Source organism: Phycisphaerales bacterium (assembly GCA_029268515.1).
Taxonomy (GTDB): Bacteria; Planctomycetota; Phycisphaerae; order Phycisphaerales; family SM1A02; genus JAQWNP01.
In genome coordinates, this window is sequence record JAQWNP010000001.1 from 148069 (window position 1) to 166986 (window position 18918).

The window sequence follows — 18918 nt, forward strand, 5'->3', positions numbered from 1 at the left end:
GGCAAAGAAATAAAGAAATGCGGGTGGCCCGTTGACACCCACCTTCTGAAGGACCAATGTATATCAATCATGCCATGGTATGCCATTACCGGCATCGTTTTCGGTGCTCTTCTGATTCTCGTCACGCTCGCTTACCACTGGCTCATTCCATGGCTCCGACGAACACCTGGTGAATCAGTGTTCTATGGTGCTCTTTTCCGATTCGGAGAGGCTTTTTTCTGGCTCATCCATCGATACAAAGGGTATGGGCTGGAATATCGGCCTGATACGAGAAATCCAGGCAAGCTCATCGTCGCCTGCAATCACAGCGGATCGATTGATCCCTTTTTAGTTCAGTTCGTGTGTCCATTCCATATTCGGTGGATCACGTCGGTCCGAGGGGTTCCCCGACTCTTCCGCCCTCTGGTCAATTATCTTGGATCGCTTAATCTCAACAGCAGGGGGCAAGATACCCATGGCTTACGCCAAGCCATGACCCATCTGAATGCTGGAAAAGTACTGGGAATCTTCCCTGAGGGTAAGATCGCGGTGCCCCCACAGGAGATTGGCCCTTTTGCCCACGGGATCGGCTACCTGGTCTCCAAAACCGATGCGCCAGTCCTTCTTGTTTGGATCTCGGGAACCCCTGATACAAACCAGGTGCTCCCCTCGCTGCTTCGTCCCAGCCATAGCTCTATCACCTTCATTGATTACATTAAATTTGAAACCGGCATGCACAAGTCACAAATTAGCGACCAGCTGAGAGAGCGGCTTCACCAAGCCAGCGGGTGGCCTCTTCGCGATCATGTGCAAGAGCCTGATAGGATGGAAACATGATCTCCAAGATTACCGGAAAGCTGGATTCTGTTGATCAAGGCCGGGCCATGCTCACCTGTGGTCATGTGACCTATGAACTTCTCATCACTGCGGTCGATACACAGCGATTACAAGCCCAACAAGGCGAAGAAATCGAGTTCCATACGTTGCATTACCTTGAAGCACAGTCGCAAGGCTCGTCTTTTGTCCCACGACTGGTTGGCTTTGCAGCAGCCAGTGACCGGTCTTTCTTTGAGCTCTTTACAACAGTCAAGGGTGTTGGCACACGACGCGCACTTCGATCGCTCGTCGTCCCCGTTGATCAAATCGCTGCGGCAATCGCCGAGAAGGACATCAAGTTCTTAATCACTTTGCCAGAAATTGGTAAACGGACCGCCGAGTCAATTGTCGCTGAACTTCATGGACGTGTTGACATCCATCTCCCTGAACCCAACACAACCGACAAGGGGGCTCAAGTTGCTGCTCGTGATGCAATCACAATGCTCTGCCAACTCGGTGAATCGATGCCTCAAGCCCGACGACTGGTCGCCGCCGCCTTAGAAGACGATCCCTCCCTTGATTCAGCTGATCGACTTGTGGCTGCAGCCTGTCAGATTAAGGAACATGCGTAAGCACTCAACCGCTACCAAAAAACGCGCCTGCGAGAAACACCCATGCGTTATGGAATGATTATGGCTGGTGGCTCTGGAACACGGCTCTGGCCGATGAGCCGAAGAGCACGCCCCAAGCAACTACTCGAGATCTTTGATGAACAGTCACTGCTGGGACTTGCCATGCAACGACTGGATGGTGTTATTGATCCTGATAAAAAACTCATCTGCGCTTCGGAACAGCATCGTGAGATCATCAAGAGTGGGCTACCCAATCTCGGCCCCGATCAGTTTCTCGGTGAACCTTGTGGGCGCGACACACTGAATGCTGTTGGTCTTACGGCTGCAGTATTACACCACCAAGATCCAGAAGCGATATTTCTCGTACTGGCCGCAGACCACATCATTGAACCGCAACGCGAATTTGCCCAAGCCACTCAAAAAGCCCTGAGCCTGGTAGAGGATGACCCCTCCAGAATGGTCACATTCGGAATTCGGCCAACACATGCAGCCACTGGCTATGGATATGTTGAGCGGGGCGACCCCATCAATGGATTCGAAGGTTCGTTCGCGGCAAAACGTTTTGTCGAAAAGCCCGATATCGCCACCGCTGAATCGTATCTCGCTTCCGGGAATTTTGACTGGAACAGCGGAATGTTTGTCTTTAGTGCCGCTTCATTCCTCAATGCATTGGCTCAATACGCTCCAGAATCACATGCTGGATTGACCCAAATCGCAAGCAAGTGGGACACCCCCCAACGCCAGGACGTGCTCACAGATATTTATCCAACACTACCCAAACTCAGTGTTGACTATGGAATCATGGAACCAGTGTCTAACGATGATCGCTGGAATATTTGTCTTGTTCCAATGAACGTTCAGTGGCTCGATCTCGGTAGCTGGACAAGTTACGCCGACACACTGACAGCAGATGAGCACGGCTGTCGGGCAAACGGCCCGGCAGTTCATGTGAATTCAAAAAATGTACTGACTGTGACTGATGATCCCACGCACACCATCACAACCATCGGCGCTGAGAATATGATTGTCATTCACACCGCCGATGCAACGCTGGTTTTACCCTTTGAATGCGACCAGCAGGTAAAGGACCTTGCTCAGCAGGTTGACCCCTCGCTGCGCTAGCAAGCTCATGCGATATCTCGGTATCGATCTTGGTGAAAAACGCACTGGCCTGGCGGCTGGCGATGATCGATCGGGCATTATCTCACCTATTGGCGCACTTGTCTTACCACCAGGGGCCGCTTTGTTCGATGCAATTGCCAAAGCCGCTCATGAACATGATGCAGCCATGCTGGTGATTGGCCTCCCGCTCAATATGGATGGCAGCCATGGCCCACAAGCGAAACGCGTTACTTCACTAGGAGAGACGCTCTCTGAACAACTGAGTATTCCAGTTGTCTTCCAAGATGAGCGACTCACAAGCGCTGCTGCTGATGCCGACATGGCACAAACTGGACGAACACACCAACAGAAAAAAAAGCTGCGTGACGCCCTTGCCGCTACGCACATTCTTCGCGATTACATTGAGGCTCAGTAAAAGCCCGGCTGCTACGCCGAGTCTTCAGAGGGACAAGCCTCGCGATCGAGATACCACTTCAGATGACCGCCACTCATTGCAGAGATCCCTAAAATGGGCAGGTCTTCAGCACCAGATGCAGTCATGGCGCGAACCAATTCGACCGTTGGTGCCATCGCTTTACCAGCCGCGACAACGCTAATCAATCTCGCTTGACTGAGAATATCCAGTCCAAGCGTTAGCCAGCGCTGACCATCGGGGCCTTCGACAAGGCCGGCATGTCGATCATGGGCCACTTCAGATGTTGGCGTTATTGCGGCCACGCCACCGTCAGCTTGTAGACCAAGTATCGCGTAATCCAGACGCTGCATTGCAGCTGGCCGCTCTACAAGTTTCGATTTCAAAAGTGCTTCATAGGTATGACCAGGTGGATCATCATCAACTGGCTTCCAAGGATGCACATTCGCTGCAGGAATATCTGAATGAAAAACGAGCCGTTCACGTACTTCTTGATAGTCATCAACATCAACACGCTGAGCGGCCATCCAAATATGCGTGCGTGACCAGGGAAAACTTCTCAGTGTGACATCACACATAAGTCGTTCATAGAGGCGCAGCTGTATCGGCCCAACGGTCAGCGCCATATGGAATTCCGAACAACTAATCAGAGAGCGCTCTGCATGAACAAATAGATCAGCAGCGATTAGCTCAATCAAGGAGTCAAGATCTGGCGCGACCGAAACAACTCCAGAAAGTACTGGCTTTGGTAGATCGCCGCCCACAACGTCATATCCATCGCTATCGCCAGTCGAATGGCGTGTCAGTTGATGAAGTCCATCAGGCAATCGCTCTTTAGGTGTCTCAGACATGACCAGTCACTCCTGGGCGATTTGCGTTCACGACTATTGGCATTCCAACAATATTAAGAGTCACGACTTGGATACTGACTATCATAGGCTTATGTGCTTAATCCATTCTGTACTTATTCTGGCGCTTTGTACGCAGACCGCCTCCGATTCCATGTCAGAGGCCCAAGAAGGGCTTCTGTTAGACCAGCGGATTGATCCAACACGAATCACGCTCATGGAATTGCCACCACTACCAGAGAAACTGGTACAACCGCTCCCACCTGAGCACCGAATCGCACCTTCATTCACGCAGAACGATCTTGAACCCACGCTTGATCAACAGGCGCGCGCAGCGATCACAAAAGGACTTGAGGCCCTACGAGCAATTCAGTCAACCGACGGCCTATGGGGCGTTGGCCAAGAAGCAAATCCGACTGGAGCCCCTCGCCAAAAGACCCCCGTAGATCTGGCCATTACCGCCCTGGTTGTCAAAGCATTTGCGCAAGCTGGCCAGGGCGATGACACGGCTGCAATACGTGGAATAAACGCCTTACTTGCCGCGAGACAAACCGATGGCACCTATGGCGCAGGCCCCCTTACTAACTATGTCACTGCCAGTATTGTCAGCGCCCTTGCTGCACAAGATGAATTTGAATACGGCGGTGTTATTCTCGACACGACAACCCAGCTCAAGCAAATGCAATGGGATGAAGCGGAGGGTTTAACAAAATCGCAAGATTGGTATGGAGGCTCTGGTTATGGCAATCGAGGTCGGCCAGATCTTTCTAACACGCAGATGATGCTCGAGGCGCTCTACGATGCTGGAGTGAGTCCAGATGAACCAGCGGTTCAAAGAGCGCTTGCATTTGTTTCACGCGCCCAGAACCTGAGAGCAACCAATGACTCCTCCTGGAACACGAACGATGGTGGGTTTATTTACACACCTGCCAACGGTGGCGAGTCTATGGCCAGTGAGGCCGCTGGCGAGGGGCGAGACGGCCGTGCCCTGCTTGCTGCCAATGAATCGCCCAGTCTTCGGAGCTACGGTTCAATGTCATATGCAGGCTTCAAAAGCTTGCTCTATGCAGGACTGACTGCAGATGATGTTCGCGTACGAGCTGTCTACGATTGGATTCGAAATAATTGGACGCTTGATGAGAACCCTGGACTTGGCCAGCAAGGCTACTACTACTACTTGCATGCGCTTGCGCGCGCCCTTCGGGTCGCTCAGCAAAATAATGTTATTGATGCCAGTGGCGTCGTCCACGACTGGCGCGTTGAACTGATCACAGCTCTTGTTTCGAGACAACAAGCGAATGGGCAGTGGATCAATCTCCAGGATCGCTGGCTGGAAAATGAGCCGGCGTTGACCACTGCTTATGCTCTATTGGCTTTAGAAGAGGCACTTAAGCCATTCAACAAAAGCAACTCAAAGTCGACTGAACCCGTACAATAGTACGCATGTATTTAAACAAACTCCCGCGTTTTTTCCTGTTGGCTCTTACTGCCGTGTTATGCGCTACCAGTAGCGCGTCAGCAGGTACTATTGATGTCACTTATTCACCTGAGATTACTGATAGCTATACCGGACGTGTCTACCTCATGTTCACCCAAGGCTGGGGCCAACCTCGCTTTGGTCCAAGCTGGTTTAATACAGAGCCTTTTTTTGCTGTCGATGTAGACCAGTGGAAGCCCGGAGAACCTCTCACTTTTGACGATAACGCACATAGTTTTCCAAAACCCTTAAGCAAGCTCTCTAAGAGCGACTGGAATGTGCAAGCCGTCATGCGACTTAATCAGAATTCGCCCATGCTCGGCGCTGGCATCGGTAATGCATACAGCAAAAAACAGTCCATTGTCATACCTGATCAAAGTGCAGATGCAATCGCACTAACCATTGACAGAGTTACAAAGGCGCCCTCTCTTCCTGCCACTGGCAACTGGTCAATGGCAGAACTTCCCAGTCCTTTATTGAGCGCGTTCTACAAAAGCCCCATCAAGATGAGAGCGATTGTGCTCTTGCCTGAAGGCTATGAAATGTCGGGCGATCGCCACTATCCCACACTCTATTGGGTCGGCGGTTTCGGCAGCGACCACTTGAGCGCGTTTCAGTTCAGTAACGTGTGGAACAATACGCCTGGCAGTGACGACATCATCCGTGTGGTCTTAGATCCCCTTTGCTACGGTGGGCATCACGTCTTTGCAGACTCAGCGAACAATGGCCCGCGCGCCAAAGCCTTAATCGAAGAGTTTATCCCTTACTTAGAGCGAACATATCGAGTTGACCCTCATCCAGAAGCACGTTTCCTTTCCGGCGTGTCTTCAGGTGGATGGTCCACACTTTGGCTACAAGTGATGTACCCCGACTCTTTTGGCGGTGTTTGGTCACTTTGCCCAGATCCAGTTGATTTCCGCGCATTCCAACAAGTCAATCTTTACGCGCCAGATGCCAATCTTTTTCTCGCGAGCGATGGGCAACGTGCTGCGCTCGCACATGAAGGGGAAGTACAGCTTATTTACACAGACGATTTTGTGGCGGTCGAGAATGTACTTGGTGATGGCGGCCAACTACGCAGTTTTGAATGGGTATTTAGCCCGCGTGGTAAAGATGGAAAGCCACTACGAATTGCAGATCCTCTAACCGGTGTCATCAATCCTGAAGTCGCTGAAGCATGGAAGAAGTATGACATACAAGAGTATCTCCTCAAGAACTGGAGCCAACTTAAAGAGAGACTCGCCAACAAGATTACGATCATCGTCGGCAGCGAAGACACCTTCTACCTTGATGGGGCTGTGATACTACTTGCAGAGACCTTCGCAACGTTGGGCGCAGACGCGAAAGTTGAAGTACTGGAAGGCGAAGATCACAGTAGTTTCATCAATAAGAGACTCTTTGATCGAATCGACCGAGAGCTACTCGATCGCTACAACGCCCAACAGCTCGCCAAACCAGAGAACAACTAAGCAGTCACGCTGGGCGACGATGGGGTACGCCGTCTCCATAACCACGCACATAACCGCGCTGAAAAAGCCAAGAGAAGTCCACCAGTCGCCTGATGAGCCGTCGTAATGGCCACTGTCAGCGGTGACATGGCTGCATCTTTACCCGTGCTGAGCACTGCGATCAGCGCTAAGATGCCGAACAAGATCTGTAAACCAAGAATACACAACACCAAGACACCCGCTCGTTGGATAACGCGCTCATCACGGTTTTGTGTAATCGCAACGCCGCCCGTGATAATCACGAGCAGCAACACGAGCACCGCGAGAACAATATGTAACTGCAAGAGGCCGTTGACACCTGCAGCCTCTATACCCATCGGCCATTTATAATGGCGATAGGCCGAGCCAATCGCAATTTGCGCGAGAACTCCAATAACGAGCCAGGCCCCTAACCAGCTCCCTGTGCTCTGTGTCTCCTCACGCGGTACCGCTTTCCATCGCGTATGCATAAATACGCCAAACAAGGCTGAAAACGCGAAGACGACTTGACCAAACACTCCATGAACGGCAGCCAACGCAATACTGTTCTCAGTCACCCGGGTGCCTCCGAGTGTTCCTTGTATGAGTAGCAGCACGATAAAGACGCCCGCCACTACGACAAGCCAAGGTCGACGATCAAGACGCATCACGGCAAAGAAGAAGATGAGTGCCGTGAGGCCGACAAGCATTCCATAGAGACGGTGCGCGTGCTCAAAGTACACGCCATCAGTCATCTCACTGAGTGGGTAAAGGAGCATGTTGTGGCCAAAAGTATTGGGCCAATCTGGCACCGCCATGCCAACCTGAAGGCCAGTCACCAACCCGCCAACAATGAGCATAAAAAACACCATCCCAAAGATGACATTGCCCAGAATACATCGCCAATTGATTTGTAGTGATCTGGTATTTCTTGTCAGTGCACTTGCGACCAAAGCGCCAAGTCCACAAAGAAAAACGCTCACGCCATACACACCAAGCGCCCATAGCACAGCATCACCGGTCATCTGAGCGGCATCCTCACTGCCACCGACAACTGCACCAATCAACAACATGTTGATACTTGCACAGATCAGGCCAGCCCCAACGCCACCCTTCCACCCACCTCCGGTAAAACCAATAACACCGCCACCAACGACCAACACCAGCAGCGTAAGGGCAAAGAGGACCTCTCCCAGAGCCAAGCCCACCTGCATGAACGCAATGAACGCAAAAACCCACATGGCTGTGGTCATAGCCAAGCCAATGGCAAGGGTCCGTCCTGGCTGTTTTTGAGCCTGATTGACCATCTTCAACTCACTACATTTTGCATCATTTAGGACTTCGCACGCTATACTGAGGGATCTGATCCGGGTTTGAGTATTTTAGCCTAGTAATCAATTCCTTTCCTTGGGCAATGCTTTGCACGGATCTTTTCTCCCGCATGGAAACAGGTTCTTAACATCGACCGGGATTTTTACACTGATGTGCGCAATGAGCACTCCTATCTCCGACGAGGCCACGACGACGGCCTCAGAGGCCACCGCCAGCAAAAAAAGTCTGCCGGCGCTCTACTGTGACCTCACCAAAGCCCGACTCACCTCACTGGTGTTGCTGACCACTTTTGTTGGTTTCTTTATCGGTAGCTCTACGACCATCGATTGGCTTGTTCTCTTATGGACACTCATAGGCACAGCGCTCTCAGCAGCGTCCGCCTCAGCACTCAATCAACTGATGGAAGCCACCTTGGATAGCCGGATGCAGCGGACTCAGGAAAGGCCAATTCCATCTGGTGCAATGGGGCGTGTGCATGCTTTCATTGCAGGCATGTTGATGGGATATGTTGGCCTCGCCATCCTTGCCCTTTTGGTCAACTTACTGGCCTCAGGCTTGGCACTCGCCACAATTGTCTTATACGTCCTGGTCTATACACCACTCAAGACCCGAAGCACGCTCAACACCCTGATTGGAGCCATCTGTGGAGCATTACCCCCACTGATTGGTTGGGTTGCAGCCACCGGCACCCTGTCCGGAGGCGGCTGGCTCTTAGCAGCCATTCTGTTTGTGTGGCAGTTACCACACTTCTTTGCGCTCGCTTGGATGTACCGCGAAGACTATCGACGCGGCGGTTTCAAAATGCTGCCTGTTGTCGATGAAACCGGACGACTGACCAGCGAGACCATTGTGATTACGAGCCTCTGCCTCATTCCACTGGGACTATTGGTCTGCGCAGCAGGTCTTGCCGGTGAGATTTTTGCAATTGGTGCCGTGCTCTTAGGTGGCTGGTTCAGTTATCGAGGCATGCAGCTCTACCGTCGCCGAACTGACGAAAATGCAAAAAGAGTCTTTATGGCAAGCCTTTTGTATCTCACCGTCCTTCTTGTTCTTCTCGTGATCGATCGGCACCCCTATAGTCCCTTGGACGCCTTCGTAGCACAACAAAGAGATGCTCCAACTGCGAGCTTTGAAACAGCACATCCAGATATCATCACCAACCCTTCCGCACAATGAATCAATCAACTGACGACAACCAACCTCAACGGCCCCAAAAAATGCTCACTGTCGCTGGCGGTGGATGGGTCATTCTTCTTGCAATAGCGTTGTGCCTTGGCGCCGCTCTTTGGCTGGCTACTCCGGCTCTCCTACGTGGCATGGACCCTCCTTTAGGTGATGGAATCAATCCTGAGAGTTACGGTTTTGATCTATCTCTGGTCAATGGTGATCGAGATGCATTGACTGCTGGCATGCGCTATCGAGATATGGTGCACCCACTAACGATGCCACCTCGTCTATCCGTAGATGAGGTCAATGCCAAAACCGGCCGCAAAAAATACATGGTGCCCTCGGACTTGGTCATCGGCGTGGCAGTCGGCGACGAAGCCCGTGCCTATCCCCTTCACGTTCTCAACGTACATGAAATCGTAAACGATACTGTTGGCAACAAGCCTATCGCGGTCACCTACCACTGGCCTTCAGGTGGAATCCGTGTCTTCGAACGCACAATGAATGAACAGATACTCGAGCTCGGGGTCAGCGGCCTGCTGTATAACGGCAATGCTGTTTACTACGACCGCAAGCGTGATGACATGCCCACAACTCAGCCCAGCCTTTGGAATCAACTCGAAGGAACGCCATTAGCCGGCCCCGCAGCCCAGTCACAACAAACGCTCAATACCTACCCCACGCAGTTGACCACCTGGGCGTCTTGGCTTGCAGCTCACCCCGAGACAACGGTCATTGATAGAGATCCAACCTATGCACGGGTATACAAGAAGTCGAACCCACAAACAGGAGATCCTTCGTACTTCACCAGCAACGTGCTTCCCAATGGCACAGCACTCTCGCACACACCTGATGCAGATAGTGCCCCGTTTAAAGAACGAGTTATCGTTGTGACTGATCGCAACAACAAACGCTACGTCTATCCCTACAATCTTATCGCCGCGCAAGTCGATGGCGATGGCAACTGGATAGACGAAACATCAGGGCAACCGATTCGTTTTTCATATGTTCAAGATCCTGAGCATGTGTCTGCCGTCTATACCGACAGCAACTTGCCCATTAATGCGCCTTATAGTTTCTGGTTTGCTTGGCATGCCCTTCACCCTAAAGATGAGCTTATGACCATGCCAAAGACAGACAAGTCAGACTAAATCGCAAAGACCATTACCAAAAGCAAGATGATCCAAACGACATCGAGGAAGTGCCAGTACATGGCACAGCCCTGAATGACGCCTCGGCTCACATGATGCGCCCCAGCCTTCGCCGCCATCAAGAGCACCACGCCCACTGCGACAAGTCCACCAATGACATGCACTGCATGGATGCCTGTCAGCATATAGAAGCCTGCAGCCGCCACACGCGGCACTCCATTCTGATTCCACAAGCTGGCGACAGCATCGTGCCACTGAAACCAAGCAGCTGCTTGAATCAAAACAAAGAGCACACCCAATAGCCCCGTCATACCAATCAGTGCCATGGCGCCTCTGACTTGATCACGCCGATACATCACGACTGCAAAATGGACAGTGCCACTTCCAATGATAAGTACGGCCGTTGAAATCCATAACATCCATGGCACCGCAGGAAGCGTTGCTGGCCAAAGTTCACCGGCCTGAAATCGAAGCACCAGAAAGGCAACCAAGGTCGCTGCAAATAAGGCACCCAGTGATATAAGAAACAGCATTAGGCCAAAGCGACCTGCACCAAGACGATCGGCCGTTGTTTGAAACGGTGTTCTTGAGTTGCGTTGAACTCGATCAACTGGAAGCGAATTACCCGTAGGAGGGGTCATTTGGGAAGTCCGAGTTCCGTCAGTCGATCTTGGATAACCGACGAGTCATTCTGATCAACAAGCGTCTGATATTCTTTCGTATCTGTTATCGCAAACCCAATGAATAACGCCAGGAGGATCACTGAAGTAATAAAAATAAAGGACACGAACGGACGATCCCACCTCAAGTGCATGAAGTAGAGGCAGACAATAGAAGCCTTAACAGTTGCAATAATCAGGGCAAGCAACAAGTTCATTTCAGGCATATGCCATTCATTGAAGTCGATAAAGCTTGAGAACACGGTTACACCGGTAAGAAGAAGCAGAATCGCACAGATAAACGCAAGAAACCACATAGGCACTGCATGGCCGATACCGGCGTGTTCATGCGCCTTTGGATGGTGGTGTTCGATATTTGCTTCTGTGTGCTCGTGCGACATTACTCAACGCCTGTCCATAAATGGGTCAGATGAGATAGAAAAGTGGGAACAAGAATATCCAGATTAAATCAACGACGTGCCAGTACAACCCACCGCAATCCACGGGCGTGTAGTACTGCCTATTGAACCGACCACGCAAGGTCAGATAGATCAACCAAAGAATGACGATGATGCCAACCACAACATGGATTCCATGAAGGCCGGTCATCAAGAAGTAGATGGTGAAAAACTTCTGAGCATTGGGCGGGCGATCAGGATCTTGAAGTGGATGCTTTTGAAGCTCCTGCATTGCCTCTTCAGGATTGTCTGCATAAGCAGCCATCGCCGCCTGGTCTTGTTGGGCTGCGATACGCCCTTCCTTATAGAAGACTCGATAGGTTTCTTCTTCTTGAACAACCTTGCTTTGATTGAGCCCACTGGGACCAATTGCTGCTGGCTCGTTGGCACTGGCCTCGGATGGCGGAAGCGAAGGCAGATCTGCTCGGGCCTCTATCAGAGCCGCTTCTTGCTGCGACTCTGTGACATCCATCGTTGCAGCCATGGCTTGGTCTTGATCTGCTTGTTCTTGGATCTCAACCCAAATGTGTGAATCCGCAGGCTTGTCATAGAAAGCCATTCCTGGCAAGAGGCCTTCATGAATTTTATGACTGTACTCTACGTACTTAATAGCCAAGAACCCAAAGGCGCCCAAAAGTGTGAGCACCAAACAGATAAAAAGCCCGGGCTTATTGCCGCGCTGCGCCATTGTCACACCCATAGCCATGGTCATGCTACTGAGCAAAAGGACGCACGTATTAATAGCACCCCATTTGACTGACAGGTACTGACTTCCATAAGCAAAGATATCGGGGTGATTGCCCCGCCAAATTGCGTAGCCGCAGAAGAGACCGCCAAAGAGCAAAATTTCAGTTGCCAGGAACAACCACATCCCAAGCTTGCCGGCTTCGAACTGCTGGGTCATATTGTCCCAGTGATGTCCAAGCTCCTTGGGATGGTCATGATGCGCATCATGATGATCATGCTCTACAGGGATCTGGGTCACGCGTGACCTTCCTTTCCTGCATCAATGCTACCAGGACGTTCAATATCATCTCGCCATTTGTAGCCTTGCTCCGACTCATCCCACTCAAGGACACTGAAATCGTAGCAATCACCCACAGTCGGAGCCTCTTTGAAGTTGTCGTGTGGTGGCGGTGATGTGCACTGCCACTCCAAGCTGCGGCCGCCCCAAGGATTGGAAGGCGCTCGCTTTCCGGCGAAGAGCGAGTAGAGCAAATAGCCAGCCGTCACAAAGAAGCCAATGGCCAACACATATGAACCAAGTGTTGAGATCACATGATAACGGTGATAAAGATCTGTCTGGACTAAGCCGTCATAGGTTGCATAGCGACGCGGCATCCCCTGACTTCCAAGAGCAAACTGCGTAAAGAAAGTCACGTTGAAACCAATAAAGACCAATGCAAATGCGAAGCGGCCCCAGTTTTCACTGTACATGCGACCGGTCATTTTCGGCCACCAGTGGTGCATTCCACCAATCATTGCAATGAGGGCCGAACCCATCATGACATAATGGAAGTGTGCAACCACAAAGTATGTGTCATGCAGGTGAATGTCTGTAGCCAGCGTTCCCAAGTGAAGTCCTGTCAGACCACCAATTGCAAAGATCACAATAAACCCGAGCGCATAGAGCATCGGCGTATTAAGACTAATCGATCCTCTGTACAACGTAGCCAGCCAGTTAAAGATCTTGATCGCTGACGGAATCGAAACGCTAAACGTAATCGCTGAGAATACGACATTGATTAACTGAGACTGCCCAGATGTAAACATGTGGTGACCCCACACGAGAAATCCGAACAACGCAATGGCAATTGAACTAAACGCAATAAAGCGATATCCAAAGATGTGCTTATGACTATGAACAGAAATCAGCTCACTGATAATGCCCATGGCAGGCAGAATCATAATGTACACCGCGGGGTGTGAATAGAACCAGAAGAAGTGCTGATAGAGAACAGGGTCGCCGCCGAGTGCAGGGTTAAAGAAACCCATTCCAAACAGACGTTCCATGAAGAGCAGCGCAACAGTAATTCCAAGGACGGGTGTCGCGAGCACCTGAATCAGTGCTGTTGCATATAACGCCCAAAGGAATAGAGGCATCCTAAACCACGTCATCCCAGGTGGTCGCAGACGATGAATTGTCACAATGAAATTCATGCCTGTAAAGATCGAGCTGAATCCGAGAATGAAAACACCAATCACTGCCCAAAGCACGCCGCCAAAAGCCATTCCATCTGTCGTGCTATAAGGCGTGTAGAAGGTCCATCCAGTATCAAGACCACCATCAACGTTAACCAAGACCATGATAAAAAAGACCGCTCCAGCCATCCAAAGCCAAAAGCTAAAGAGATTCAGTCTTGGGAATGCGACGTCCTTAGCGCCCAACATAATAGGGAGCACGAAATTACCTAGTGCAGCTGGCACACTCGGAATAATCACGAGGAATACCATGATCGCGCCATGCAAGGTGAACGCGCGGTTGTAATTGGCGTTATCACTAAAGACAGCACCTTCAGGCGAGAGCAACTGTGTTCGGACAAGAAGCGCAAAAATACCACCAACGAAGAACATGCCCAACACACCACAGAGATACATCACGCCAATTCTTTTGTGATCGAGTGTAAAGAGCCAACTCCAGAAACCGCGCGTGTAGGTGAGATAATTATCTCTTGCGAGCTCTGGTGCTACTGGTGGGGTTGGTGGTACAGGAATGGTGGTCATCGCACTAGGCCTCTGGGGTCCCTCCGTCTTGATTTGCTGTTTGTACCTCTTCGGGTTCCGCTTCCTCTGGAGGTGCTAGATTTTCCGGCGCAGGCTTGACGGATCCATCAGCTTCAAAGTAGGTGTCGAGGTCACGGAGCATCATAATCAACGCATCGACCTGGCGATCCTTTAGTTGCCCCTTGAAACTTGGCATCACAGGACCATAGCCCTCATTAATAAGTTTCTGTGGGTAGAGGATCGATTCACGAATGTAATTTTGCACACCACCCATGTCAGGGTCATAAAAACCATCGCCTTGCTTTTGCAACTGTGACATGACCGCACCGTTTGTAAACCTCTGCTCACCGGCTTGCGTACGTTCCCACAGCCCCTTAAAGGTCGGGCCAGTATTCGGATCCCCGTTGACACTATGACATGATGCACAGCGTGGGTAGAGCTTATCCGCTGCATAGTAGCCAAGCGCTTCTGTCGGCAAGTCCATATATTCCTGAGCCAACCTCGCAATTTCAATCTGAAACTCTTCCTCAGGAAGAACGAAAACGCGCGCTGACATATCAGAATGTCCCTTGCCGCAATATTCGGAGCACAACAACTGGAACTCGCCCGGTTTTGTTGCCGTGAACCAGAGCGTTCGATAACGACCCGGCACCACATCATTTTTGACTCTAAATGCTGGAATGAAAACTGAGTGCAACACATCTGAGGATGTCATAATGAACTGCACCGGTCGATCCATAGGAAGCGTTACCTGATCACCCTCAACAGCGCCATTGGGATGCTGGAAAGTCCAAGACCATACCTGGCCATTGACACGTACCTCATAGGCATTTTCCGGCACCGTATCAAGATACATGTAACCGGTCATACCCATATAGAACATCACAACGACAATCAGTAGCGGGACAATTGTCCAGGTCACTTCAAGTGCTGTGTGGTGCGTTACTTCTTCACCCTCACGCGTATGGCTTCGCCGTCTGTAAACGATTGAGAAGACAACGGTCAGAATGAGAATCGCAGCAAAGAAGATATAGCAAATGACATTAATGAACTCAAAGAGCCAATCTATCTTTGGTGCGACTTCAGAGGCTTGCTCGGGCATCCAATAAGTGGCGCCGCCCGACGCAGTCGTTCCGATTGCGCTCAGTACTTCTAGCTGAATGATGTCGGCAACAAGTGAAATCACGTCACACCACCTTGTGAGGTCTCACCTGAGCCGTTAAAGGCGTCCATTTGTTTTGATGCAGGACGATCTATACCTCTGACCGATGGCTGGCTCGCAGGAGACCCCTGATTGCCACCACCATTATTTTTTGCGGGGCCAATGAGCTTGAGAATAAACAAGCCAATGAGAATCAGCACAACAGTGACAACGCCACCAATTTTAACTGCTGCCATTGCGCTAAACTTATAACTCTTGCTATCTGGATCATAGTAAAAGCAACGCAGTGCCATTCGCTCGAATGGAGATCCGATAGCGCCTTCGGACGACTCAATCAACGCCAACTTGGTGTCGCGAGGATCAAACTCAATATCATTGAAATACCGACTCACTCGACCAGATGGCGTAACGAACTGAATACTGGAAGCATGGGCATACTCACCGCTTGATTCGTCATAGCGATACCCAAAGCCAATAGAATTGGCCAGCGTTTCAATTTCTGATTGATTACCAGTCAAGAAGTGCCAACCCTTATCGACACCTTCTCGGTCATAAAAACTAAGGTAGTGACGCTTCTTCACCTGCGCGAGCTCTGGCTCCTCATTCGGATCGATACTGACAGTCACAATCTCGAATTCGTTGCCTGCAGTCCAATCAAGTTTATTCAAAGACTTAACGAGACCATTAAGGGTGAGCGTACAGAGCATGGGACATCGGTAATAATTGAGCGTCAAGATGACGGGCCTACCCGGCTTAAAGTAATCACCAAGCTTGACCTTTTTGCCATGCTCATCGACAAATTCAAGATCAAGAGGCAACTGCGCATCGAGCTTTTCGACCACACCAACGCCTTCGAACTCAACTGGATTATCGTCGGCAGCATATTGGGCAGTAGCGCGCGTTGAAACAACTGCACAAACCAGCAGTCCAAACGCGATCAGATTTGATATTCGCCACTTACTCATTGGGTGTTCTGTGTGCCCTTCGCTGCATCTGCTAATCCATACTGTTGAACAATCGTGCCAATCGCATGACCGATTGGAACTTCTAAACGCTGCTGCTGCTGATCCTGAGCGTCGGTGTACTCCACCCAACGCGCATCCTGATTTCTAAGAAAAGCCTGGGCTTCAATAACCACCTGTCGATCTTGATTCTCAATACTCTCCACTTTGCCACCGAACTCCACCCGATCAACCTGGTAGAACAGCGCCGTAAGCGCCAAGAACACGGCAATAAAGATCACACAAGAACACACGCCGATGATCCAAAGTGGACCAGCAGTGGGATCTTCATGATCCTCTTTATTGTGCTCGATGTTGTGATGGGTATGAATGCTCACAAATAACTCTTTTATCTACATGTTCTCAAAGTGAATTGAATCGGGTAACCATGGATCACGAATTGGTATCAAAGCGCAGTTTCGAAGACGATAGATTGTGCCAGCAACCATCAGGCAAACCATGCCGCCTAATAAAGTAAAGTTAACAACGTGCCAACCGTAGCCCGTGGAGATCGTTCCATCGTTGACTGCTGCCACGAGTTGGTCGTATTCCACCACTTTGGCCATTGCATAACCCGCCTCTTCCATTTGAGGCATCACAAGCCAATAAATATCGAGGAAGAACATCAACAACATCCAGCAGGCCAACAGGGTCATGGCCGCAGGCTGTCTCTTGGGATGCTTTGAAACCAAAATAATGAATGGCACCAGGAAGTGCCCCAGTAGTAAAACCATCGTCACCCAGAACCATGGGCCAATTTGGCGAACCAGGAAAAAGTCCGTCTCAATCGGAATGTTGGCGTACCAAATCAGCATGTACTGACTGTAGGCAATGTAAGCCCAGAAGACGATGCCAAATGCAAAGAGAAGCTTGCCCATATCCTGCCAATGCTCGTGGGAAATCTCTTTCTTAACATGACCAGTCTGCTGCAGTACAAAGACTAAAATTATTAAGAAACTAAAAAATCCACAACAAGTAGCTGCAAAGAAGTAGACACCCCACATGGTTGAGAACCACTCGGGGTTCAGGGACATCATCCAATCAACCGCTGCAAAAGTTGAAGTCAGGGCGTACAAAATCAGCCCCACTGGTGCACCGCGCTGAAGTCGCCTCGACCAGTGACGCTCACCATCAGCATCCTGCCGGACCGAGTTTGAAAACAAAAACCAGGCGAGTCCACCCCAAACAACAAAGTAGATCACCGAACGGATCAACCAGAAGGGCACATTCAGATACGCCATCTTCTTCTCAATCAAGCTATGCCCGTGGGCCCCACCATGTCCGCTGTCATCACTATGGGCCCCACCATGTCCGCTGTCATCACTATGGGCCACTGCTGCTGTTCCATCAGCATCTGCCAATGCAACCATCTGAACATTCACATCGGAACTGTCCATTCCGGCGTGTTGTGCTTGAATCGCAGCAACCTCCCCCACCCATTTATAGATCAGTTCACCATGGCCGCTGACCATGAGAACCCAAAGTGGGATGAACAACACCCAGAGCCAGACGAAATTAGATGCCACAGCCTCAGCAAGGCGCCGAATAACGACGCTCCAACTTGCACGCGTCATGTGATGCAACAAGCTGAAGAAAAGGCCACCCAGCGATATCGAAACAATGACGATAAAAGCAAACATATATGACCGCCAGAAAACTTCTCCGTCGGTGAAGAAGATGCCTGCCAGAATGCTGACCACCATGCACGCGATGCCAATAAGGCCAAAGGCCCAGAACATTTTGCGCCCGACAGGGCCGAGATAGCGAGCATCACTAGGCTGATGGGCCGTCATGGTGTTGCCTCCGAATCCGTGTCGGCCTGGTCAGCAGATGGTTCTTCGACGATACGTGGTAGCGAGTCGGCATCAGGCACTGTCGCTGGATCTGCATTACGACTCTCTTGCAGCGCCTTAATGTAAGAAACGATCGCCCAACGGTCATCGATGGCAATCTGATCTCCATAACCCGACATGTTTCTAACACCATTGGTAATCGTATTGAAGACTTGCCCAAGAGGCTGTTCAACAATTTGAGGTTCATGAATATTCTTGGCTTGAACCCAAGTCGTACCTGTTGGAAGCCCACGTTCGAGCAACTGCATGGCTCTTTGATTAATAATGCCATCACCTACACCTGTAGGGCCATGGCATGGCATGCAGTAAATCTCGAATCGTTCTTGGCCACGTAGAACAAAGTCAGTTGTAATTTTGATCTGCTCTGGGAATTCTACGGCCCACGCACCATCAACCACACCCATGGCGTAATGGGTATCGTCAACCATATCGCCTTGGGCAATTGCTCCCGGGACGACTGGTCGCATTGAGCGGCCATCATTGAAAAGCAAATTGGGTTGCTGCCCGACATACTTTGGCTGGTTATCCATGTTTTGAATAATGTGGATACGCGGATGCTGTTTAGGAACAATACGAGCTCGCGCAATCAAAGCCGGCGGTATGAGTGCCAGTATACCGATCACAATGAGCGCATATTTGATCCAACGAGGAACCACGGG

General features: G+C 50.7%; 19 protein-coding genes. 8 read left to right on the forward strand and 11 right to left on the reverse strand.

Translation table 11 applies throughout. The features are described from left to right. Positions 1–69: 69 nt before the first annotated feature. From P8J86_00540 to ruvX, 4 genes are read left to right on the forward strand one after another with little or no spacing between them, the layout of a single operon-like run. Complete coding sequence (locus P8J86_00540) at positions 70–816, forward strand: lysophospholipid acyltransferase family protein (protein ID MDG2053172.1); 747 nt, start codon at positions 70–72, stop codon at positions 814–816. Then, positions 813–1427 carry a helix-hairpin-helix domain-containing protein gene (locus P8J86_00545; protein MDG2053173.1) on the forward strand — a complete coding sequence of 205 codons (615 nt, stop codon included), beginning with the start codon at positions 813–815 and terminating at the stop codon, positions 1425–1427. The genes P8J86_00540 and P8J86_00545 overlap by 4 nt, the downstream gene beginning before the upstream one ends. Positions 1428–1469: 42 nt before the next feature. Then, a complete protein-coding gene (locus P8J86_00550) occupies positions 1470–2549 on the forward strand; it encodes a mannose-1-phosphate guanylyltransferase (GenBank protein MDG2053174.1) in 1080 nt (359 codons plus the stop codon). Continuing rightward, positions 2530–2964, forward strand: a complete 435-nt coding sequence (gene ruvX / locus P8J86_00555) for a Holliday junction resolvase RuvX (GenBank protein ID MDG2053175.1) — start codon at positions 2530–2532, stop codon at positions 2962–2964. The genes P8J86_00550 and ruvX overlap by 20 nt, the downstream gene beginning before the upstream one ends. An 11-nt stretch (positions 2965–2975) precedes the next feature. Here the strand turns inward: ruvX and P8J86_00560 are convergent, their stop codons facing one another. Next, complete coding sequence (locus tag P8J86_00560; protein MDG2053176.1) at positions 2976–3812, reverse strand: 6-phosphogluconolactonase; 837 nt, start codon at positions 3810–3812, stop codon at positions 2976–2978. Here P8J86_00560 and P8J86_00565 point away from each other — a divergent pair. Then, positions 3811–5247, forward strand: a complete 1437-nt coding sequence (locus P8J86_00565) for a hypothetical protein (protein ID MDG2053177.1) — start codon at positions 3811–3813, stop codon at positions 5245–5247. The two genes, P8J86_00560 and P8J86_00565, sit on opposite strands and share 2 nt — an antisense overlap. A 53-nt stretch (positions 5248–5300) precedes the next feature. Next, positions 5301–6755, forward strand: coding sequence for an alpha/beta hydrolase-fold protein (locus P8J86_00570; protein ID MDG2053178.1), 1455 nt, complete (start codon positions 5301–5303; stop codon positions 6753–6755). Here P8J86_00570 and P8J86_00575 read toward each other — a convergent pair. Then, positions 6752–8059 (reverse strand): hypothetical protein, encoded by a 1308-nt coding sequence (locus P8J86_00575; protein MDG2053179.1) that lies wholly within the window; start codon positions 8057–8059, stop codon positions 6752–6754. The two genes, P8J86_00570 and P8J86_00575, sit on opposite strands and share 4 nt — an antisense overlap. Positions 8060–8243: 184 nt before the next feature. Between P8J86_00575 and cyoE the strand changes: the two genes are divergently transcribed. Together cyoE and P8J86_00585 are read left to right on the forward strand one after the other, a co-directional pair. Further along, entirely contained in the window at positions 8244–9260 is a 1017-nt protein-coding gene (gene cyoE / locus P8J86_00580) for a heme o synthase (GenBank protein ID MDG2053180.1), read from the forward strand. Next, a complete protein-coding gene (locus P8J86_00585; GenBank protein MDG2053181.1) occupies positions 9257–10402 on the forward strand; it encodes a DUF3179 domain-containing (seleno)protein in 1146 nt (381 codons plus the stop codon). The genes cyoE and P8J86_00585 overlap by 4 nt, the downstream gene beginning before the upstream one ends. Here P8J86_00585 and P8J86_00590 read toward each other — a convergent pair. The 9 genes from P8J86_00590 to P8J86_00630 are packed head-to-tail and all read right to left on the reverse strand — an operon-like array spanning position 10399 to position 18915. Beyond that, positions 10399–11043 (reverse strand): heme-copper oxidase subunit III, encoded by a 645-nt coding sequence (locus P8J86_00590; GenBank protein ID MDG2053182.1) that lies wholly within the window; start codon positions 11041–11043, stop codon positions 10399–10401. The genes P8J86_00585 and P8J86_00590 overlap by 4 nt on opposite strands. Then, positions 11040–11462 carry a cytochrome C oxidase subunit IV family protein gene (locus tag P8J86_00595; protein ID MDG2053183.1) on the reverse strand — a complete coding sequence of 141 codons (423 nt, stop codon included), beginning with the start codon at positions 11460–11462 and terminating at the stop codon, positions 11040–11042. The genes P8J86_00590 and P8J86_00595 overlap by 4 nt, the downstream gene beginning before the upstream one ends. Before the next feature lie 25 nt (positions 11463–11487). Beyond that, the gene (locus P8J86_00600; GenBank protein MDG2053184.1) at positions 11488–12504 is read right to left on the reverse strand and encodes a cytochrome c oxidase subunit 3; all 1017 of its coding nucleotides are present in this window, start codon (positions 12502–12504) and stop codon (positions 11488–11490) included. Next, positions 12501–14243: a cytochrome c oxidase subunit I gene (ctaD, locus tag P8J86_00605; GenBank protein MDG2053185.1), complete on the reverse strand. Its 1743-nt coding sequence runs from the start codon at positions 14241–14243 to the stop codon at positions 12501–12503. Before ctaD ends, P8J86_00600 begins: the two co-directional genes overlap by 4 nt. Positions 14244–14247: 4 nt before the next feature. Next, positions 14248–15429, reverse strand: coding sequence for a cytochrome c oxidase subunit II (coxB, locus tag P8J86_00610; protein ID MDG2053186.1), 1182 nt, complete (start codon positions 15427–15429; stop codon positions 14248–14250). After that, positions 15426–16370, reverse strand: a complete 945-nt coding sequence (locus P8J86_00615; GenBank protein ID MDG2053187.1) for an SCO family protein — start codon at positions 16368–16370, stop codon at positions 15426–15428. The genes coxB and P8J86_00615 overlap by 4 nt, the downstream gene beginning before the upstream one ends. Continuing rightward, positions 16367–16744, reverse strand: a complete 378-nt coding sequence (locus tag P8J86_00620) for a hypothetical protein (protein MDG2053188.1) — start codon at positions 16742–16744, stop codon at positions 16367–16369. The genes P8J86_00615 and P8J86_00620 overlap by 4 nt, the downstream gene beginning before the upstream one ends. Positions 16745–16759: 15 nt before the next feature. Further along, positions 16760–18199: a hypothetical protein gene (locus tag P8J86_00625; protein ID MDG2053189.1), complete on the reverse strand. Its 1440-nt coding sequence runs from the start codon at positions 18197–18199 to the stop codon at positions 16760–16762. Next, positions 18196–18915: a cytochrome c gene (locus P8J86_00630; protein ID MDG2053190.1), complete on the reverse strand. Its 720-nt coding sequence runs from the start codon at positions 18913–18915 to the stop codon at positions 18196–18198. Before P8J86_00630 ends, P8J86_00625 begins: the two co-directional genes overlap by 4 nt. Between the last annotated feature and the right edge of the window lie 3 nt (positions 18916–18918).